8 protein-coding genes are annotated in these 21,328 nt (G+C 69.4%); 2 read left to right on the forward strand and 6 right to left on the reverse strand.

Annotated features, from left to right (window positions below; genetic code table 11):
- Positions 1-21: 21 nt before the first annotated feature.
- Positions 22-1,368 (reverse strand): sensor histidine kinase, encoded by a 1,347-nt coding sequence (locus ACQG3P_RS12900; RefSeq protein ID WP_426805274.1) that lies wholly within the window; start codon positions 1,366-1,368, stop codon positions 22-24.
- A 150-nt stretch (positions 1,369-1,518) separates the two neighbouring features.
- Here ACQG3P_RS12900 and ACQG3P_RS12905 point away from each other — a divergent pair, with 150 nt between their 5' ends.
- Positions 1,519-3,342 (forward strand): diguanylate cyclase domain-containing protein, encoded by a 1,824-nt coding sequence (locus ACQG3P_RS12905; protein WP_426805275.1) that lies wholly within the window; start codon positions 1,519-1,521, stop codon positions 3,340-3,342.
- 11 nt (positions 3,343-3,353) lie between these two features.
- Here ACQG3P_RS12905 and ACQG3P_RS12910 read toward each other — a convergent pair whose 3' ends face one another.
- From ACQG3P_RS12910 to ACQG3P_RS12925, 4 genes are all read right to left on the reverse strand, one after another.
- Complete coding sequence (locus ACQG3P_RS12910; RefSeq protein WP_426805276.1) at positions 3,354-4,364, reverse strand: OmpA family protein; 1,011 nt, start codon at positions 4,362-4,364, stop codon at positions 3,354-3,356.
- A gap of 10 nt (positions 4,365-4,374) precedes the next feature.
- Positions 4,375-7,728 (reverse strand): hypothetical protein, encoded by a 3,354-nt coding sequence (locus tag ACQG3P_RS12915; protein ID WP_426805277.1) that lies wholly within the window; start codon positions 7,726-7,728, stop codon positions 4,375-4,377.
- Positions 7,725-17,264: an SdrD B-like domain-containing protein gene (locus ACQG3P_RS12920; RefSeq protein WP_426805278.1), complete on the reverse strand. Its 9,540-nt coding sequence runs from the start codon at positions 17,262-17,264 to the stop codon at positions 7,725-7,727. Before ACQG3P_RS12920 ends, ACQG3P_RS12915 begins: the two co-directional genes overlap by 4 nt.
- Positions 17,265-17,487: 223 nt before the next feature.
- Positions 17,488-18,195 carry a response regulator transcription factor gene (locus ACQG3P_RS12925; RefSeq protein WP_426805279.1) on the reverse strand — a complete coding sequence of 236 codons (708 nt, stop codon included), beginning with the start codon at positions 18,193-18,195 and terminating at the stop codon, positions 17,488-17,490.
- A 187-nt stretch (positions 18,196-18,382) separates the two neighbouring features.
- On the opposite strand from ACQG3P_RS12925, the gene ACQG3P_RS12930 reads away from it, so the two are divergent.
- On the forward strand, positions 18,383-19,111 hold the full coding sequence (locus ACQG3P_RS12930) for a hypothetical protein (protein ID WP_217537474.1): 729 nt from the start codon (positions 18,383-18,385) through the stop codon (positions 19,109-19,111).
- An 11-nt stretch (positions 19,112-19,122) separates the two neighbouring features.
- Here the strand turns inward: ACQG3P_RS12930 and ACQG3P_RS12935 are convergent, their stop codons facing one another.
- Complete coding sequence (locus ACQG3P_RS12935; RefSeq protein ID WP_426805280.1) at positions 19,123-21,270, reverse strand: S46 family peptidase; 2,148 nt, start codon at positions 21,268-21,270, stop codon at positions 19,123-19,125.
- Positions 21,271-21,328: the final 58 nt, after the last annotated feature.

Raw genomic sequence — 21,328 nt, forward strand, 5'->3', positions numbered from 1 at the left:
GTAGCCGCTGCACGCCCCTGCTCACGCCGCCAGCGGACGCGACGGCAGCTGCAGGTCGATCCGGGTGCCCTCGCCCGGGCGGCTGTGCACCTGCACCGCACCGCCGGCCGCCTCCACCAGGCTGGCGGTCACCGCCAGGCCCAGGCCGGTACCCTGTCCCACCGGCTTGGTGGTGAAGAACGGTTCCAGGCAGCGCGCGCGCACCGTTTCGCTCATGCCTTTGCCGGTGTCCTGCAGCTGCAGGACCACGCGTCCGTCGGTATCGGGCGGCTGCAGGCGCAGCGTGAACCGGCCACCGTCGGGCATGGCCTGGCTGGCATTGACCGCCAGGCTGAGCAGGATCGATTCGAGCTGGGCCGGGTCGAAGTGGATCAGCCGCTGCACGTCGCCGGTTTCCACTTCGCAGTGCACGCGGTCATCGAACACCTGCTGCAGCGTGGGCGCCATCGCCGCCAGCGTGGCGGCCGCGTCCAGCAGCTGCGGTCGGCCCGGCTCGAGCCGGCTGAAATCCAGCAGGCGCCGGCTGACCGCGCTGGCCCGCCGGGTCGCCGAATCCGCGCCCTGCAGGGCCGCCTGCAGGGTCTCGCCCTCGCTGCGCCGCGCCTTGGCCACGTAGCCCTGGATGAGCGCCAGCAGGTGGTTGAAATCGTGCGCGATGCCGCTGGCCAGGCGACCTACGTTGTCCATCTTCATGGCATGCACGAGCTGGTCGCGCGAACGCTCGCGGGCCTGCATCTCCACCTGCAGCTCGTCGCGCTTGCGGGCCAGTTCCTGGCTGCGCTGGTGGGCTTCCTGCAGGCTTTCACGCAGGCCGGTCACGCTGTGGTGGAGCAGCCAGGCAGTCATGACGGTGCCGAATGCCGACACTGCCAGGTCACTGGTCGCGTGCAGCACCCGGTCGGTCCGGAACAGGCCCGACGCCGCGTCGACCCAGCCGCCCAAGGCCATCAGCCCGCACAGCCATGCCGCGGTCCAGGCCAGCGGACGGCGGCCAAGCACCGCCGCCACCAGCAGCACCGGCACCAGCTGCACCAGCTGCACCCGCAGCTGGGCGGCCAGGCCCCAGTACCCGTAGGCCAGCACCAGCAGCAGCAGTTCACCGGCCAGGAACACCACGGCGGCATGCAGGCTGCGGCCGGCCCGGTGCTCGATCAGGCACAGCAGGCACAACAGCAGGTGGGCGGCCGCCATGGCCGGGACCATCATGTCCAGGCCCGCCCCGAGCCGAAACGCCGTCCACGCCGCCAGCAACGGGTGGTACAGCCCCACCAGCAGCAGCAGGCTGCCCAGCATGGCATCGGTACGCCGACCCAGCCCGGCAGGGCGTTCAGCAGCGGCGGCGCGGGTGGAAGGCGACGACTCGGGCATGCGGCAGGGAATGGCAGGCGGCGCCGGCGCGCGGCGGCAACATCGGTATATTAGCAGTGCGCTGTAGATCGTCTGCACTCGACCGGGGAAGTCGTTGTCGCCATGCCTATGTTGTCGCTAGTCCGGCGCGGACTGCCTGCGCTTGCCGTTGTGCTGTCCCTGGCCGCGCCGCCCGCCAAGGCGCAGCGCCCGCTCGACGCGGCGCCGCAGATGGCGCAGGTGGAACAGTGCCATGCCCTGCTCACCAGCGAACCGCAGGCCTCGCTGCAGCTCGCGCGCAGCGTGTTGGCCGCGCGCTCGCTGTCCACCTCGATGGAAATCGGCGCGGTCGGCTGCCTGGGGGTGGCGCTGCGGGCGCTGGGGCAGCTGGACCAGACCACCGACCTGCCCGACCGCCTGCTGGCGGCCGCGGCGCGCGCCGACGCCAGCCCCGAAGATATCCAGCGCGCCCGGACCATGGCCGCGCACCTGCTGCTGTGGCGCGGCGACCACGCGCGCGCGCTCGGCTTGACCGGCACCCTGCTGGACGATGCGGTGCGGCAACGCGACGTGCAGGGCCAGATCGGCGCGTTGATGCAGATCGCGATGATCCGTGGCGACGCGATGGGCGATGCCGAAGGCGCCCTCACCTACCTGCACAAAGCCACGCAGCTCAGCGACCACCTGCACCGGCCGCCGAACCCGGGCGACCTGATCCTGTACTACAACTATGGGTATGCGCTGCTGATGCTGCAGCGGTACGAGGAAGCCTCCGCAGCCTTCAAGCGCGCTGAAGCGATCGGAACGCGGCTGAGCGGCCAGGACGTGTTCCTGCATCGCATCGCCAGCCATCGCGCCGAAATCCTGCGCGTGTCGGGGCAACGGGATGCCGCCGAGGCCGCGCTGCGCGGCGTGCTGGCCTGGCAGGGAAAGCAGGATCCGCAGGGCCAGGTGGTGACCCTGCAGCGCCTGGCACGGCTGGCGATGGACCGGGGCAACGCCGCGGTGGCGCTGCCGCTGGCCACCCAGGCGCAGGGCCTGGCCGAGCACGGGCGGTTCGTGGAAGAAGTCCGCAACGGCCTGGACCTGCTCGGTGACATCCACACCCTGCTGGGTCACCGCGAGCAGGCGCTGCAATACGCACGCCAAGGCCGCGCGATGGACCAGGCGCGCAGCAAGGGCGAGACCCTCACCCAGCTGGCCAGGCTGCAGGCCTCGGCCGAACGCAGCATCCATCCCGCCCAGGTCAATGCCGAACAGGACCTGGGCCGGGTGCGCGTGCTGCGCAACAGCGCGGTGATCGCTTTCCTCACCGTCGCGGTGATTGCCACGGTGCTCGTGCTGCGGCTGCGCCAGCAGCGCGGCCAGCTCACCGCGCTCAGCCGGACCGACAGCGTCACCGGGCTGCCCAACCGCCGCGAGGCCGAGCGCAGGCTCGACGAACGCGCCGCAGGCCCCGATGGCGGGGCGCGCAGTGCGTTGCTGCTGATTGAACTGGACGACTTCAAAGCGCTGAACGAGCGCCATGGACAAGCGGCGGGCGACAGTGTGCTGCGTGCCGTGGGCGAATGCCTGCGTGCAGCCTGCGACCGGCACGACCTGCTGGCGCGCTGGGGCGGCGCGGCCTTCCTGGTGGCGCGCCATGACACCAGCGCGGAAGCGGCACAGGCCCTGGCCGGGCACCTGCGGCTGGCCATCGAGCGGCTGGTGGTGGATATTGCCCCCGGTCAGCACCTGACCCTGACCGCCAGCGTGGGCATGGCGCCCCTGCCGTTGTTCGGGGATGCACCGGCGGAGCGGGATGACAGCCTGCGCGCTGCCGATCGTGCACTGCAGGGCGCCCGCCAGGGCGGGCGCAATGCATGGGCAGGGATATGGGGCGAAGACGGGACCCAGGCACCGCATCTGTATGCAGTGCTGGGAAATCCGGAAGAGGCCGCGGCGGCCGGGTGGGTGCGTCTCAGTGGCAGCCGACCCATTCGCTGGGATGTGTGATGGATCCGACGTCAGCGGATGACGTCGAACCGCACTTCCACCCGCCGGTTGGGCAGCAGGCATTCCAGCAGCGCCGCGCGCGGGCGCACGCCGTCGCACTGCTGCACCTGCTGCGTGTCACCCCGGTATTCGTAACGGATCGTCGCCGGGTCCAGCCCCCGCCCGATCAGCAGCTCACGCACGGTGCGTGCGCGCCGTTCGGACAGCGCCTGGTTGGCGTCGAACCCGCGCCCCTGCAGGCGGTCGGCATGGCCGACCAGCGTGACGCCCTGCAGCTTCAGCTTCTCCGCGGCGATGCTGGCCAGCGCGCGGTCGATGCTCTCCAGCGAGTAGGTGCGGATGTCGCGGTAGCCGTCGCGGTCGAACTCGAACAGCACGTTGGCCACCAGCGGGCCCGGTGCGGCGATGGCCGCCGGGCCCACGTCGCACTGGCGGGCCAGCGCTTCGGCGTCGTTGACCAGCTCCTCGGCGATCTGGATGTACGGCTTGGAATGCCGCCACTGCTGCTGGTTGAATTCGTTGCCGGCGTGCACCAGCTCGACCTCGCCGCAGGCCACCTGCTGCGCCGCGCAGGCAAAGCCCGGCGTGCCATGCAGCACGCGCAGGCGCTGCCACAGGTCGTCGCGCAGGTACTTCGCGTTGTTGACCAGCGCCGTGTCGGTGGGCAGCGGGCTGGCGCCCTGTTCCATGCCGATGATCAGCCGCTCGGATTCACCCAACGCGGCCTGCGGGAAATCGCTGCGGTCGTTGCGGCTGTATTCGTGGAAGGACACGTCCAGCCAGCACTGTGCCTTGGACAGGTGGTAATCGCGGATCGGGCGGCCGCCATCATTGAGCGCCTGGATGCGGCCCTGGGTGGCCTCATACGTGGCATGGTCGGCATGGATCGCCTCGTCGGTGATGCGCTGCTGCTGCGGCAGCAGTTGCGCCGTCTGGGCGTGTGCGGCACCAGCAAGGGCGGCAAGGAGCGCCGCGCCCAGCAGCGGGCGCGCAGAACGGAAGATCGGGTTGGCGTTGTTCATCAGGGCATCCTCAGCGTGCCGGGTCGCGGTAGCGGACGGGGTCCGGCCGGAAAAGGTCTTCGTCGAACTTGAAGCGCAGGCGCACGAACACACCCTGCTGGGTGTACTCATAGCCGTTCAGGTCGCGGTCGCCGGCAAAGCCGGTCCAGTTGTAGCCGGCCGACAGCCACAGGTTCTGGCGCAGCAGGCGGCCGACTTCCATGCCGTAGGCGTACTGGTTGGCGCCGCTCTGGCCGCGGAACGTGGAGCCGAGCACGCCGATGTCCCAGTTCTCGGTGATGTCATAGACCACCCGCCCGGACAGCAGCGTGGCGCGGAAGTCACTGTTGACCCGTCCCCCGTCGGCGTAGGCGAACTGATCCTGCTGCCACTTGCCGGCCACGCGCCCGGTGAACCACCACGGCCGCGAAGGATGCCAATCGGCATGGGCAGAGACAATGTGCGCGCGGGTGCGCACGTCCTGGCTGCTGCCATCCACGGTGCTGCCGTCGACCAGGGTCAGCCCGCTCTCGTCGCGCTCGAGCTTGTACTCGTAACGGGCCAGCGCGTTGATCCGGTTGCGGTCGGTATCGCGGTAGGCCACGCCCAGCTGGAAGCGGTCCTGCAGCACGTCGCCGCGTGCGTCATACCGCGTGCTCAGCAGGTAGTTGCGGGCCAGCAGGGTCCAGTCGCGGCTGAGCTTGCGGGCCAGCATGAACTGCAGCAGTGTGGTGTTGAACGCCTCATTGGTGTCGGTGTCCGGCACGTCTTCGGAGATGCGATGTTCGGCCCGTATCGCACCGCGCCACAACGGGTTGGCGCCGTAGTCCAAGGACAGCGCCAGGCCGGTGCTGTCACCGGTGCTGCCGTCGATCACCTTCACGTGCTCGGCCGAACTGGACAGGCGCAGTCCTTCGGCGATGTCCCAGTTGTTGCGGATACCCGAGGCGGCCTGTACGTCGCGGCCACTGATCGCGTCGCGCAGGCGGTACTCGCTGAAGGTCTGGGTATCGCGCAGGTAGCTGCTGTCGATACCGAACACCAGCGCGTCGGCCTCGCGGTCGGTGGTGGTGATGCCGTAGGCGCTGGTCAGGCCGGTCTGCTTTTCGTAGCGGCCGTAGAGGCGGCTGCGTTCGAATACCTGGTAGTCCAACCCGGCGGCCAGGCGCCGACGTTCTTCGCCGCTCACGCTGTGCTCGATCTCGGCACCACTGCTGAGCTTGTCGCTCAGGCGGTAGCCCAGGCCGAAGCGGGCGCTGTCCGATTCCAGCTCGGTGCCCACCGGCAGGTCGCTGGTGATCGGGCTGCCGGTGCTGCTGCCGTTGATCACCATCAACCCGGTAGCCGGGTCCAGCGCCTGCTGGCCGTAGCCGAGCGCGCCGCCACCGGCACCGGTGGCGAAGCCGCCGGTCAGCCCGCCGGCATTGCCGAACGGTACCCCGGACGACCACGGCGAGGTCACGCCGATGGTCTCGCGGATGCTGCGCACGCCCAGGTCCACGGTCAGCCGTTCAGTAGCGCCAATGCGCACGCCGGCGCCGCCGGCATCGCGCTTGCCACCGTCCGGGTTGCGGTCTTCGCTGCGCAGCCCTTCCACGTACAGCTCCAGGCGCTGCCCAAGCTGGTAGGCCACGCGCGCGTTGTACTCACCGCGGCCGCCGTAGAGCGGCGCGGCCGGGTTGTTGAACGCCGGGTCGGTACGGGCGGCAAACAGGCGCGCTTCCAGCTTCTCGGTCTGGTGCGCGAATTCCACGCGCCAGGCATCGCCTTCGACCTCGCCGGTGACGTCTTTCAGGCCCTGCGAGGTGATCTGGTTGATGCTGTTGGTATTGACCTCGCTCTGGGTGCGCGCGAACTCGGCCACCAGCAGGGTGTTGTCGCCGAACCGATAGCTGGCGTTGGCGCTGCCCATGCGGAATTCCGCATACGGGTTGCGGTCATCCACCGCCGCCGCGCCGACTTCCAGCCGGTCGGTGAGCTTCACCTGCGCGTCGGCTCCCACCACCCAGAACTTCTCTGTGTCCTGGTCCAGTTCATAGGTGATGCGCAGCGAGACCGGGTTGAGGTCGCTGTCGAAGGCCGGCAGGAACTGGTTGAGCAGGATGCGGCCGGAGAACGGCTCGAAGCTGTAGTCCACCAGCCGCGCCAGCGGCCGCACCGACACGATGCGGGTGGGCTGGTTGCGGTCGCGCGAGATGACTTCGACACGCTCGCTGCCTTCCAGCACCGCGTTGTTGCGCAGCGCGTAGGGACCACTGCCCTGGCTGCGGAACTCTTCGATCACCTGGCGCAGGGAATCTTCGATGGCGAACACATTGCTGCGCACGCGCTCGCTTTCGAAATGCCAGCCCAGTCCGGTGGCGGTGCGGTTGTAGGTCCCCAGGCTGCGCTGCGGAATCGGACCGCTGCCGCCGATGCCGGTGGCCGTGGCCAGCCCGTCGCCGGTCTGGAAATCGCCGTAGAGCAGGTAGCTGCGCTTGTTGTCGATGCGCACATACAGGCGCTCGGCCGAGCGCGCGTCGAAGCCGCGCAGCGACGCGTCGCCGTAGACCGGGTAGAACTCCTCGGGCTGGATGTCACGCAGCAGGCGGCCGCGGGTGTCCTTGTCCGAATCGTAGGCGGCAGTGAGCAGCGCATCGCCCTTGATCCGGCCCTTGACGAAGAACGCGGTGCGCGCGGCGGCGTTGGCCTTGCCGTTGTTGAACTGGCGCTCCCAGCGACGGATGTCGCGGTCGAAGGCGTCGTTGTGCTCCACCGGCGAAACCAGGCTGCCATTGCCGTGGCGACGGAAGTTGACCACGCCTTCGATGAGGCCGGTGGCGATCATCTCGCGCATCTCCGGCACGAAGCCGATGCTGCCCTGCGCGGTTTCGGCCCCGGCGGTGATCCGCAGCAGCACATCCTGTGGCTCGTGCGGCGCGACCAGGTCGAACTCGGCTACGCCATCGACCACCTGCAGCTGCACGCCGGGGGTGACCTTGTCAGCATCCAGCGCGCCCGGGCCGAGCTCATCGGTGCGCGAGCCGGGAAGGCGGATCCGGCCGCCACTGTTTTCAATCGTCGCGTAGGTGGTGCCGGCCAGCGGCAGGCCGCTGGGGTCCAGCAGCTGCACGCGCACGTGCACCGGGCTCTGGCCATCGGCCGGCACGCCGTCGCGGTCCAGCTCGACCACGATGCGGTCCAGCGTGCCCGATGCGGCGCGCACCGCAACCGGCGCGGCGTCCACGCTGGCTGGGCTGCGCGGGTACAGCGTGCTGGCATCGCCCAGTACCGGGGTGAAGCGGCCCGGCGTACCCACGCTCTGGGCCATCGCCGGCAGGGTCGCCAGCGCGCAGGCCAGCAAGCTCAGGCGCGGCAGCTGGCGCACTACGGAAGCACGGCTCATGGCTGGCCCTCCGTGGTGGCGGCGGGCGGTGTGGCTCTGGGATGCACGATCGGTCTCTGGTTGGCCGTGTCGGTCGCCTGCTGCGGCGCCCGTGCGGGTTTGCTCTCGAAGCGCAGCGGCGCCTGGCCCGGTTCGGTTTCCGGCGCCTGCACCTCACCCTGGGTGCGGCGTGCCTTGACCTGCTCCAGCACCGGGTTGGCGCAGCTGCCTTCGATGAAGTCGGCGCGGTGCAGCTCGCCGTTCTTCAGGTCGAGCAGCAGGCTGTCGGCGTCGCCCAGGTTGCGGTTGCTGCTGGTGGTCAGGCGCGCGCCGACCGGCAACGTGCTCGCATCCACCTTCAGCGTGTGGCTCTGCGGCGGCAGGCCGCAGAAGCTGTACTTGCCTTCCGAATCGCTGATCACCCAGGTGCCGTCGGAGAAGTACAGGCGCACCCCCGGAATGCCCAGCTCTTCGCGGTCCTGCAGGTGGTTGTTGTTGCAGTCCATGAACACCTTGCCGAGCACACAGGCCTGTTCGGTGAACACGCCACCGGTGACACGCACGCGGTATTCGGCACGGTTGGAGGCCAGCGAACCGGGCAGCGGGGTGACCGCCACCGGGTCGATGCAACCGCCGCTGATCGAACAGCCAAGGGCCTGCGCACGGTTGATGCCGTCGCCCTGCTGCGCGCCCACGCCCACGCGGACCCGGTAGGTCAGCACGATCTGGCCACCGACAGTGATCGGCCCCAGCGCGAAGCCCAGCAGCGGGCCGGGCTTGCCGGCCGGGTCGGCCACCGCACGGCCGTCGGCACGCGCGGTGCCGTCGATGTAGGTGAAGCCACGCGGCAGGCGGTCGATCACGTTCAACGCGGCCAGCGCACTGCCGGCGGTCTGGCGCACGGTGATGGTGTACTGCACGGTGTCGCCGATTTCGGCGGTCTGGCGGTCGCCGGTCTTGGTGATCGCCAGACCCGTGGCCACCGCCGTATCCAGCGGCAGATGGTTGTGCACGATCGCTGCGGTGGCCGAACCCGCGAACAGGGTCAGGTAGTACTCGGTCGCCGTACCCACCGCGCCGGTCGGCGCCTGGGTGTTGGTCTGCACGACATGGTTGGCACCGGCACCGCCGGCCGGCGACAACGCGCCCGCCTGCGGCGGAATCATCGTCGACACGAAGGTGTAACCCCCCGGCGGCGTGACGGTCAGCTGGAACTCGCAGCGGGCCGGCGCGGCCGGCGCGAAGGCGAACTGGTAGAAGCCTTCGCTGCCGACGGTCATCGCAATCGTGTTGCCGTCAATGCGATAGCCACCACCGGCTGCATTGAGCACGCTGGTTCGCGGGTCATACCCGCTGCACAGGCCAACCGGCGCCAGGGTCACCACCGAACCGGGAACCGGGTCGCGGGTCGTGGCGTCGTACACCACGCCCGACGGGTCTACCGGCAGGCTCTGCTGCGCGAGGTGGTCGCCGGCGCGCAGCACCACTTCCAGCTGGCTGGTGCCGTTGTCGGTGGTGCGGCAGGCGCTGACCCCGCCGCGCGCGATCGCCGCGTCGGCGTCGCAGGCTTCCTGCACGCCGCCGGCACTTTCGCGGGTGACCGGGAACGGCCACAGCACGGTGGAGCGCGGGTCGCGGAAGCGGATGTTCCACTTCACGCCTGGCACCACATCGCCGAAGCGGTAGCTGCCATCGGCCGCACTCACGGTGGTCTTCACCACCTGCCCGTTGGCAGGGTCCACCAGCTCCACGATCCAGGCCGACAGACGGCGGTCGCCGCCATCCAGCAGCTGGTCATCGCTGCCCACGTCGAACCAGACGGTGCCGCCGACCGACGCGGCCAGCTGCACGCTGTTGGGCACGCGGCAGGCGTTGTGGATGATGGTGTCCACGCACGCCGGCAGGTTGCCCACTTCGCCCCCGAACGCAGCGCGTTCGGTTGCGGTCGGGGCGCGGAACGGGTTCTCGCCGCCGCCTTCCACCAGCACGGCGTTGTTGACTGTGCCGGCCTCGGCCGCTGCGGCGGCCACGCGCACCACCACGGCGATGCTGTCCGGCGATACCGCACCGGCAGCCAGCACGCGCTGGCTGGTGCAGCTGAAACGCACCGCGCCGGGTTCACCGGTGCAGGTCCAGCCGGTCCCCACCGGCAGGCTGTCCAGGCTCAGGCCCGCCGGCAGGCGGTCGTGCACCGTGTACTCGCCACGGCTCGGCTGCTGGCCGGCGTTGCGCACCTGGATGGTGTAACCGGCCAGGTTGTTGACCGTGAAGCGCGTGCTGGTGGACGCCTTGCTGACCATCAGGTCGGGCGAATCGCCGATCTCACCGAAGTTGTACTCCAGCGCGTCCACGCCCAGCGGCAGCACGATCTGGCTGATCGCCGACGGCACGCTGGCGCGGTCACTGGCCACACCGACCAGGGCGGCGTTGACGGTGCCGGCGCTGGTGATGCCGTTGAGCGTCTGCGGCGGCTGGGTCGGCTCGGTCACGGTGTAGGTGCCCGGGCGCAGGCCCTCGAAGCGGTAGCGGCCTTCGGCGTCGGTATTCAACGTGAGCGATACCGGCTGGCCAAGGTCATCGGTGCCGGTCAGCACCACGCTGACCCCGGCGATGCCGCCTTCGCCACTGTCGACGCTGCCGTTGTCGTTACTGTCGTTGTAGACGCGGCCGGCAATGCTGGCGGTCGGAATCTCACCAAAGTTGTTGTTCACCGACTGCTGGTTCACGCCCAGCACCAGCGCAGTGATCTGCGAAGGCGCCGTGCCCGGCGCGGTCACGCTGCCACCTGTGCTGCCGGCCACGGTGCGGCCATCGCGGGTGCCGGTGGGCTGCTCCGGTTCGGTCACCACGTAGGTGCCCGGCGGCAGTTCGGCGAAGCTGTAGCTGCCGTCGGCGTCGGTCACGGTGTCGCGGCTGATCGGGTTGCCGGCGAGGTCGGTGCCGGTCAGGGTGACACGCACATTGGCCAGGCCGGTTTCGCCCGGGTCGACCACGCCGTCATTGTTGCGGTCGGTCCAGACCTTGCCGCTGATACCGCTGTTGAGCGGAATTTCGCCGAACAGGTTGTCCACCGAGGCGCTGCCCGGCGTGGTCAGGTCGATGGTGCTGATCGCACTGGGCACGGTGGTGATCGGCGTGGCGGTGCCACGGGGCGTGCCGCCGACGGTGCCGGCGGTGGTGATGCCGTTGCTGGTGCCGGCGGGCTGCTGCGGTTCAACAAGCGTGTAGGTGCCCGGACGCAGGCCTTCGAAAATGAAGCGGCCATCGGCATCGGTCTGCACGCTGACCGAGACGCTGGCGCCGGTGTCGTCGGTACCGGTGACCTGCACGGTCACCGCTTCGATGCCGGTTTCAGCGGCACCGTTGCGCACGCCGTCGTTGTCGACATCGAAGAACACCGTGCCGGCGATGGACACCGGCAGGATCTCGCCGAAGTCATAGGCGGTCGCGGACTTGCCGGCCGGCAGCGTGATCGCGTTGATCGCGCTCGGCACGCTGGCCACGGCGGTAGACACGCCCACGATGGCGCCGTCGATGCTGCCCGCACGGGTGAGGCCGTTGAGGGTCGGGCCGCCATTGAACGACGGTTGCGTGGCCTGCTCGGTCACGCTGTAGGTGCCGGCCAGCAGGTGGTCGAAGCGGTACCGACCGTCGGCATCGGTCGCCACGGTAACCACGGCGTTGCCCAGCGCGTCGACCGTGCCGGCCGGCAGCTGCAGCTGCACGCCCGGCAGGCCCGGCTCGCCGGCGTCCTGCACGCCGTTGTTGTTGCGGTCCAGGAACACGGTGCCGGACAGCGACGCGGCCAGCTCGCCGAAATCGTTGCCGCTGGCGCCGGCGGCGGGCAGGTTGGCGATCAGGATGACATTGCCCGGCTGCTCGCGGCCTTCGCCCAGCCCGGTCGGCTGGGTTTCGGTGATGCGGTAGGCCTGGCCGGCGATCGCGCCAGGGTAGCTGTACTGGCCGTCGGCATTGGTGACGAGGTTGACGGTGGTGTCGTCGGGCGTGCCGAACACGCCGTCGGCGCCATTGCCGACGATGGTCACCTGCACGCCGGGCACGCCGATGTCGCCGGCGGTGTTGTCGCCGTCGTCGTTGCGGTCCAGGTACACCGTGCCGCTGATCGGCGCATTGGCCAGTTCGCCAAAGAGGTAGCCGCTGGCGTCCTGCCCGGCGTTGATGGCGATCGCGGAAATGACGTTGGCCACGGCCGTGCTGCCGGGGGTGGCCGCATTGCCGGCCGCATGCTTGCCGTCCAGGTAACCGGCCGGCTGCGTTTCGGTCAGGGTGTAGCCGGTGCCGGCCTGCGGCGGCAACAGGTCGCTGAAGCGGTAGCCGCCGTTGGCATCGGTGGTGGTGGTCAGCACGACCGGATTGCCAAGCACGTCCGTGCCCGACAGGGTCACGGTGACGTTGGCGATGGCGTTTTCACCGGCGTCGCGGCGGCCGTTGTTGTTGTTGGCCGCCACGTTGGAGAAGTCTTCGTAGACCTCGCCGCTGAGCGAACCGAGCGCCTCGCCGAAATCATTGCCACTGGAACCGGTCAACGGCAGCGCGTTGAGAGTGATGCTGTTGGTCGCGTTTTCCGCAGCGTTCGCATACCCCTGCGGCTGCGTCTCGGTGATGCGGTAGTTCTGCCCGACCACCAGGCCATCGAAATCGTAGCGGCCCTGCGCGTCGGTCTGGACCACCACCGGTGGCAGGTCATCGCCCGTACCGAACGCGCCGTCGGGGCCCGCGCCGATGAGGGTGACGGTGACGCCCTGCAGGCCGCCATTGGCCTGCGAATTGCGTGTACCGGCATCGCCGGTGTCGAAGTCGCCGTTGCCGTTGCGGTCCAGGTACACATGGCCGGAGATGGCGGTGACCGCGTCTTCGCCGAAGTTGAACGCTGTGGCGTCTTCGCCGCGCGAGAGGTCGATGTTGCCGATCCGGTCGGTGGTTGCCGCATCGCCGGCCGCGCCGGTGGCCACGGTGCAGCCTGCGCACGCCGCAGCACCCACCAGGCCTGGATTGATCGCGCTCGGGCGGTTGCGGTAGCTGCCGGTGGGCAGCACTTCGCGCAGCGTGTACACCTGCAGCGGGTTCAGGCCGGGGAAGCTGTAGCTGCCGTCGGCGGCGGTGGTGGCACTGGCCACCACGGTGCCGGCCGCGTCGAGCAGTTCGACGGTGGCATTGGCAATCGGGGCGTCGCCGGTGTTGCGGGTGTTGCTGTAGTTGCTGTCGACGTAGACGAAGCCGGACAACGCCGGGCGGCGCACTTCCGGGAAGTTGTAGCGCACCGCGTCCACGCCCGCGCCCAGCGCGACAGCGGTATAGAGCGAGTTGGCGCTGATCGCCGGATCGACCACGGCATAGGTACCGCCGGCCGACGGCGCCAGGCCGCCCGCAACGGGCGGTGCCACCGGGCCATTGACGTAGGCGGCCGGCTGCACCTGGGTCAGCGTGTAGCCGTCGGTCCCGGCCGGTGCGAGGTTGTCGAAGCGGTAGGCACCGTTGCCGTCGGTGGTGGTGGTGAGCGTCACCGCGTTGCCGTAGGCATCGGTGCCGGTGAGGCGCACTTCCACGCCGGAGATGGTCGGTTCGCCGGCCTGCGGCGTGCCGCCATCCGTGCCGCTGCGCTCGCGGTCCTGGAACACCACGCCGGTCAGCGAGGACCGCACCACGGTATGGGTGCTGGTGCCTTCGTCATTGCCGGGGGTCGGGTCGAGCTGGTCGCTGGTGGCGCGTGCGGTATTGCGGCCGGTGCCATTGGCCGGCACCGTGGTCCAGCGCGCGGGGACCAGCACGCGGACGCGGCCGTCCAGTGCCAGGTCGCCCATGCGGCAGGTAAGGTTGCGACCGTTCACCACGCAGCTGCCGGTGCCGTTGCTGACCACGCCGGCGTCGGCGGTGTTGCCGGCCTTCTGCCAGCTGGTGCCTTCGCCGCCGCCGATCACCTCCAGGCCTGCCGGCAGCGTATCGGTCACCACCACGCCATCGCCGCGCAGCGGGTTGTCGCCGCTGCGGTCGCGCGACAGGCTGTGGCCGGGGCCGTTGTTGACCACGTCCAGCACGTACCAGAACGGCTGGCGCAGACTGATCGTGGTGGCAGCGGCGGGCAGCGGCTGGGTCGGGTTGGCATTGGGCGCCAGCACCACGCTGGTCTTGGTCATTGCCAGGTCCGAGCGCGTGCGGATGCTGGTCTCCTGCACCGCGCTGTTGTTGCTGGTATCGCGCTCGGTTTCAGCCGAGCGTGCGGTGACCTCGTTCAACAGCGTCGCGCCGGTGGCCGGCGGCGCGCTGAGGTACTGGTACACCAGGTACAGGTAGCTGGTCTGGTTGGCGGCGATCGCCCCCTGTTCGGTGGTGGACACGCCCACGCTGGGCATGCTGCACGACAGGGTCTGCGGTGCCGTGGTGGGATTGCTGCTGCCCGGGGCAACGGTACAGCGCACGCCCGGTGCTTCCAGCGCACCCTGCGGCGTGGTGGCGTTACCGGTGCGGCTGCCGACAAAGGCCACGTTGGCGCCACTGGCCGGGGTGATGGTGTCTTCGATTACCGTGCGGGTGGCCAGCGACGGGCCGTCGTTGCGCACACTCACCTGGTACAGGATGTAGTTGTTGGCTTCCTGGCCCACGCGCGAGTCAAAGCCCAGCGGATCTACCGCGCCGGCGAAGTTCTGGTCGATCTTGTTGACGATCAGGTCGACTTCACCGGCGGTGAAATCCAGCGCGGCGGCACGCAGGTCATCGTCGGTGCGGCTGTTGTAGTTGTAGCTGCGCCCGCTGCCGTCGACGCCGCTGGCCGGTACGGGGCTGCCGGTGTTGTCCGGATCGAAATGGAAAGAGCCATCGTTGGTGAAACGGCGACCGGTGTTGCCGCTGTTGACGTTCGGGCGGATCACCACCGTCATGGTCTGGGTGGAGTTGTTGGCCATGTCCTGCGGCGCACAGGTCAGCCGCAGCGTGGCGGGCGCACCGCCGGTGTTGAACCACGACGTGCCACCTGGGGCGGGCGCCGAGCTGATCGCCGCATCGTTGGCGGTCACGCTGCACGCGGTGCTGCCGCTGCCGGTGCGCACCGCGGAAATCAATACGAAACCGGCGTCATTGGCCGGCAGGGTGAAGGTATCGCTGAACACCACGCCGCGGGCCGTGGACGGACCCCGGTTCTGGTAGGTGATGCGGTAGGTGGTGTTGACGCCGGCGCGGCCCGGGCTGCCGGAAGTGATGTCCTTGGCAGTGGTGGCCATGTTGGCCACCGGGTCGATCTGCACCCAGTCCGAGGCGCTGTTGTTGCCCGGGTTGGCTTCGCCGATCGAACCGCTTACGGTCGGATCGATGCTGACGCCTGCGGTGTTGCAGAAGCGGCCGGCCGGCATCGCCACACCACCGCAGGTACCAGCGGCCTGGCTCTGGCTGTCGAACAGGCCGCGGTTGACGGTGAACACGATGGTGGCGGTGGCGCCGGCCGCCAGCGCGGTGCCGGCGGAGCGGCAGATGTAGCCGCTGCCGACCACATCGCAGGTCCAGCCGGCCGGCACGGTGTTCTTGGTGACGGTGGTGCTGCCGGTGACAAAGCCCGGGATGGGGTCGTTGACCACCACGCCGGTGGTGGTTGCGCCGTTGTTGGTGACCTGCAGCGTGTAGCTGACCCCGCCATCCGCTTCCCGGATCACGTTGTCGGCGTCGCCGGCGCCATTGGTGCGCTTGGTGATGGACAGGTCGGCGCGGGCGTCGGTGGCGCGGCTCTGCCCGCCGGTGCAGTCATTGCCGGTGTTCGGATCCAGGTTGATGCCACCGGCGGTGGTCGGTTCGGCCGAACCGCCGCTGCCGCCGGTACAGGCGGTATTGGCCAGCGTGCCCTGCAGGCGCGCAAGCGTGTACAGGGTCAGCGCGGCGGAGTTGCCGTTGACCGCGACCGGGTAGCCACCGGTCTGGGTGCAGGTGACGACCTGCGGCGGGGCCCCGCTCCAGGCGCGGTCCACGCTGCAGCTGAAACCGCCCACGGTCACGGGCACGCCCGCCGCGTAGGGCTGCCCACTGGCATCGACCCATTCTTCGCCCGCGGCAAGCGTATCGACCAGCTGCAGGTTGCCGGTGACCGTGCGCGGGCCCAGGTTCTGCGCGCGCAGGGTGCTGGTCATCACGCTGTCGGTGCGCAGCCCGGTGTTGTTCCACACCGGTACCAGCGCCGGGGTCTTGGTCTTGGTCATGCGCAGATCGGCGCCGTCGGGGATGACGGTCAGGCCGACGCTGCCTTCGTTGTTGGTGAGCACCGGATCCGGCGTGGCCGCGCTGATCTGGGCGGTGTTGGTCACCGTACCGCTGCTGTTGGTGCCGGTGGACGGCACCTGCGCCTGGATCGCGATCTGCGCCTGCGCGCCCGGTGCGAAGCTCGCGGCGTTGCAGGTGACCACGGTGCGCTCGGCGTTGTTGGTGCACGACCAGCCGCCGGGTCCGGATACCCCGTTGACCTGGAAGCCTTCCGGCAACGCATCGCGCAGCACCACGGTGGTGGCCGCGCTGGGACCATCGTTGCGCGCGGTCAGCGTATAGGTGACCACCGAACCGGCGGCTGCCGGCGCGGGCGATACCGACTTGGACACCAGCAGGTCCGCACCGGCGGTCACCTGCGTGGTCACCTGGGCAGCGTTGTTGTCCGGCACCGGGTCGGGCACGTTGCCGGCGTTGACCACCGCCGAATTGACGATGTTGCCGGTGCCGACATTGACCTTGCCGCGGAACGAGTAGCTGGTGCTTGCGCCTACCGCCAGGGTGCCGTTGTAGGTGCCGTTCTGCTGGGTGAAGGCCCAGTCCGCACCGGTCGGCGCGCCGACCAGGGTGACGTTCGGCGGCAGCGTATCGGCGACCCGGAAACCGGTGGTGACGCTGGGGCCGGCGTTGCGCACGGTCAGGGTGTAGGTGACTTCACCGCCGCCAATCACCGGATCGGGCGTGGCGCTCTTGCTGAGTTCCAGGTCGGCCGCCGCCTGGATGGTGGTGTTCTGGCTGGTGCGGTTGTTGGCAACGTTGGTATCGCTGCCGAAGAACGGGTCGGTGTTCTGCAGCGTGCTGATCGGAGTGGTCGCCGGCGGCAGCGCGTTGGCGAAACCGATCGCGGCGCGCACGGTGATGGTGGCCGGCTGCGAGGCGATGGTGGTGACCGGCAGCTTGAACTCGTAGGGCGCCGTAGAGGCGTTCAATGCCGGGTTCGTGCACACCACGCGGATAGTGCCGGCAGCGCCCGCCGAGGCGCTGCAGCCCGCCGGGGCGGTGCCGCCCAGCGCGGTGCCGGCGGGCAGGTCGAACAGGGTCACGCTGCCGCTGGCGGTGTCATTGGCGCCGTTTTCGACCTTGACGTTGTAGATCACCGTGGTGCCGGCCGGCACCGGGTCGTAACCGGTATCGGAGAAGTCGGTGATCTGCAGGTCGATGGCCAGTGCGGGTAGTGGCAGCGCCATCAGCAGGCCCAGCACGGCGCGGCGCAGCGACAACCGCCAGGACTGCGCCTGCGTGCGCTCAAACGGCGTTGCCGCCGCGCAGATGCCTGCGCGATCGCTCTGGATGGACATGCGTTTTCCCCTGTTCCGGTCGTTGCAGCGTTCACAGGGAACGCCGCACGATGCGTACCCAACGCAACCGGTCCAGACGTCCCCTGTCAGATGAATCCCAGGCCTGCAGGCGACAGACGTCGCCGACGGTGCCGGGCGGGGCGGATTGTGATGTTGCCGTGAAGGCAAGTCAGTGCCGGCGGCTCACGCACGCTCACACTGGCTCACGCCGACCGGGAGCGGATCAGACGGTAAGCAGGTAGCCCTGGCCGCGCAGCGCGCGGATCGGCAGCTCGACATCGGTGGCGCTGCGCACGCGCGTGCGCAGGCGATGGACCAGCACATCCAGGCGGTGCGGATCGAAATCCCACGGGGTGTCGGTGATGTTGGCGATCAGCTGCTCGCGGGTGACGGCGCCGCCGTTGGCCGCGAACAGCAACTGCAGCACGCCGCGCTCCATCATCGTCAGCGCCAGCGTGGCGGTGGTCGGTGCGTGCAGGGTCCAGCCGTCATCGGCCAGTCGCCAGCGCGGCTGCGCCGTGGCGGGGGCCGGCGCGGTGGAAGCAGGCGACAGGCGGCGGCGCAGGCTGTGCAGGCCGGCTGCCAGCACGTCCAGGTCCGGTGGCTTGACCAGATACAGGTCGGCGCCCTGGGTCAGGCCCAGCGCCATGTCGCGGGGGTCGCCACGGCCGGTCAGCATCACGATGCCGATCGAGGCCGAGGCGCGAAGGTGGCTCGCCACCGTGTAGCCGTCTTCGCCAGGCAGGCCCACGTCCAGCACCACGATGTCGCAGCGGTCGCTCAGCAGCGCGCGGTACAGGGCTTCGGCGCTGTCCAGGCCACGCACGGTCGCGCCGCGCCAGGCCAGGTCGTCCAGCAGCAGTGCAAGCAGCTCCGGGTCGTCTTCAACCACCCAGACCTTCAGCCCTTCAAGTTCCCGTACTGCAGTCACGTGGTGCGTCGCTTCCTCCGGATCCAGCCTGCAGTCTAGCCGCCGCCCGGGAACCCGCCAAATGCTACAAAAGCCGCAGTGCGGTGGCGTGTGGGTGCAAGCGACAGTGGGGCGTCGTGGTTGCCGCTTGTTCGTGTGGATCGGGGCAGGCAGCGTTGACCGCCCCTCGTTCCCACGGAGTTCCAGCATGCCCGTAGCCACCTCCCCGCCCGCCATCCTCACCCCGCTCTTGCGCCACCGCCTGGAAACCTCGCTGCCCGCGGACCAACGCGAGGTCACCTGCAACGCGCTCAGCAACCTGCTGTATTCGGTCTGGAACGCCCGAGCCGTCACTGAAACCCCTCCGCCGGCTGACCGTACCAGTCGTTGGCCGATGGCGCAGATCTACCAGCGGCTGGCGGTTCCGGTAGCCGGTTCCCCGTTCGGCCCACTCAGTGCGGATGAACACCGCACGCTGCAGCTGGTGCACTACCTGCACGAAGTGGAAGCGGCACTGCCGCTTGATCCCGGAGGCGACCCCGCCATACAGCGGCCGCAGAGCCAGATCCATGCCCACCTGCTGCATGAACTGCGCCGCGAGTTCTCGTTGCTGCCGGTGCCGGTAACGTTGACCTGGCGCGAGCTGGCAGTCAGCGATATTGCCGTCAAGCTGCTGGCCAAGGCCGAGCGGCTGGGCTTTCAGCCCACAGAAGTACGGGCACTGGGTGCGCAGCAGTTGGACGCGGTGGCAGGCGTTCACCGCGGCGGCATGAAGCTGACCCTGGTGGCGTGGAACGGCGCCGCGCCGCCAGAGCGCTCGCACGCTGCAGCCAACCCCAACGTCTGGGACCCCGGCAACCCGCTGGGCAACGAACTGGATCTGCTGCTCGCGCCCTTGCAGATGGACTGGACCGGGCTGACGCCGCTGGCCCGTTGAAGGGCGCCGGCCTACTCGGCCGGCACGCCCATTTCGGTCAGCAGTGCCGGCGCCGGGTAGACCTTGGCCAGCAACCAGCGCAGGTAGCGCATGTCCACGTGCACGGCGCGCTTGAAGCGCGGGTCGAACCACCAGCTGGCGCTGACCGATTCCCAGTTGCTGTCGAAGTTCAGCCCGATCAGCTCGCCGCGTGCATTGAGCACCGGCGAGCCGGAGTTGCCGCCGGTGGTATCCAGGTTGGTCAGGAAGTTGACCGTCTGGGTCTTCAGCACCGGGTCGGCGGTGCTGCCGAAATCGCCCTTGGCGATCGCCGCCAGCAACGGCTTGGGCGCATCGAACGGGAATGCATTGGTGTTCTTTTCCACGATGCCGGCCACGGTGGTTACCGGATCGAAATGCACCGCATCGCGCGGGGACAGCGCTTCCACCTTGCCGTAGCTGATGCGCAGGGTACGGTTGGCATCGGGGTACACCGCACGGCCCTGCTTGGCCCGCCAGGCAAACAGGGCCTGCATGTAGGCCGGGCGCAGGCGCAGCTGTTCGCCTTCGCGCTCCTTGCGCTCACCCTCCAAGCGCAGCTGCGCGGCCACCAGCGGGCCGGCCAGGTCGATCAGCGGGTCGTGCGCCAATGCCTTGCCTTCCTTCGCAGCAGCGAAGCGGCTCAGGCGTTCGGCTTCATCACCCAGCCGGGTACCGCTGTACAGCGCGTCCAACGCCTTGGCCAGCGCGGCCGGGGTACGGCCGAACGCGGCGTCGAACTCGGGCACGCGCTGCGCATCGGGCAGCTGCTGGTAGCGGGTGAGCAGATTCGTCAGCAGCGCCTTCTCGACCTCCGGCGCATAGCGGCGCTGGACCTGCTTGAGGGTGCCTTCGATCAGCGCCTGATCGCGCTGCTGGTAGCCGCTTTCGCGCTCGGCATCGGGCTTGGCCGATTCGATGCGCAGGCGCTCCAGCAGCAACGCCGAACGCAGCAGCTGGCTCTGCGCGGCGGCCTGTTCCAGCACGAAATCGCGCTCGCCCATCGACGCGCCCTGCGACAGCGAGCCCAGCAGCGCCTGGATGTCCGGCTGCCAGGTCGCATCGGTGGCCTTCAGCATCGCCGCCTCGTCGGTGGCGCGCTGGGTCTTGGCATCGCTGCGCAGCAGGCCTTCGAGCTCACCGGCGGCACGCTTGCGGTTGTTCTTCAGCGACTGCAGTTGCGCGGCGTAGCGGGTGCGCGCCTGTGCATCCTTGGCCGTGGTCGCTTCGATGGTGTCGATCATCTGCTGGAACACCGCCACCCGGCGCGGCAGCACCGTGTCGATCTGGCCGGCGAACTCGGCCGCCGTGCGGTGGCGGTAGGTGATGCCCGGGTATCCGGCCAGCATGGCGAAATCACCGGTCTTCGGGCCATCGATGGCCATCTTCAGGTGCGCCGGCGGGTGGTAAGGCACGTTGTCCGGGCTGTAGGCGGCCGGCTTGCCGTCCTTGCCCACGTAGGCGCGCAGCAGGGTGAAATCGCCGGTGTGGCGCGGCCACATGAAGTTGTCGATCTCATCGCCGTAGTTGCCGATCGCGCGCGGCGGCGCGTACACCAGCCGCACATCGCTCAGTTCCAGCTGGCGGATCCGATAGAAGTCGGTGCCGTAGTACATGTCGGCCACGCTGCAGCGCACGTTGCCTTCCTGCTCGCACTCGGCCACCAGCCGCTTGCTGGCGCGGTCCACCGCGTCGAAGTAGGCGCGCCCGGTCTTGCCACGCGCATCGCGCAGCACTTCATCGGTGACCTTGTCGAAGCCGGTGGTGACCAGCACGCGGAAATCCGGGTTGGACGGGCGCTCATCGCTGCGACCCTGGGCGATGAAGCCGCCGTCGATCAGGTTGTGCTCGGCGGTGCTGTTGTACTGGATCACGCCCATGGCCACATGGTGGTTGGTCAGCAGCAGGCCGTCTTCGGAAACGAACGAGCCGGTGCCGCCCCCCGCACGCACCACGGCGCTCAGCGGCGCGGCGGTCACGTTGGCCAGGTCGGCCGGGTTGCCCTTGAACCCGGCCGCCTTCAGCGGCTTGGCCAGGTCCGGCAGCTGGGTCGGCATCCACATGCCTTCGTCGGCGTGGGCGCCGGCGGCGAGGGTGAGGCCAAGGGCCAGGGCGGTGGAGAGGGTGCTGCGAGTGGCCATGGAGTTGATTCCGGCACTGTTGAACAGTCCGGGACCATAGCCGCTGCGCCCCGCAAGG

It is taken from the genome of Stenotrophomonas sp. SrG (assembly GCF_050031795.1).
Taxonomy (GTDB): Bacteria; Pseudomonadota; Gammaproteobacteria; order Xanthomonadales; family Xanthomonadaceae; genus Stenotrophomonas; species Stenotrophomonas rhizophila_A.

What these genes read in the sequence shown, in the direction of transcription:
- ACQG3P_RS12920 (WP_426805278.1), bottom strand. Translation starts at nt 17,264, where the DNA reads ATGTCCATCCAGAGCGATCGCGCAGGCATCTGCGCGGCGGCAACGCCG.
- ACQG3P_RS12915 (WP_426805277.1), bottom strand. Translation starts at nt 7,728, where the DNA reads ATGAGCCGTGCTTCCGTAGTGCGCCAGCTGCCGCGCCTGAGCTTGCTG.
- ACQG3P_RS12900 (WP_426805274.1), bottom strand. Translation starts at nt 1,368, where the DNA reads ATGCCCGAGTCGTCGCCTTCCACCCGCGCCGCCGCTGCTGAACGCCCT.
- ACQG3P_RS12930 (WP_217537474.1), top strand. Translation starts at nt 18,383, where the DNA reads ATGCCCGTAGCCACCTCCCCGCCCGCCATCCTCACCCCGCTCTTGCGC.
- ACQG3P_RS12910 (WP_426805276.1), bottom strand. Translation starts at nt 4,364, where the DNA reads ATGAACAACGCCAACCCGATCTTCCGTTCTGCGCGCCCGCTGCTGGGC.
- ACQG3P_RS12935 (WP_426805280.1), bottom strand. Translation starts at nt 21,270, where the DNA reads ATGGCCACTCGCAGCACCCTCTCCACCGCCCTGGCCCTTGGCCTCACC.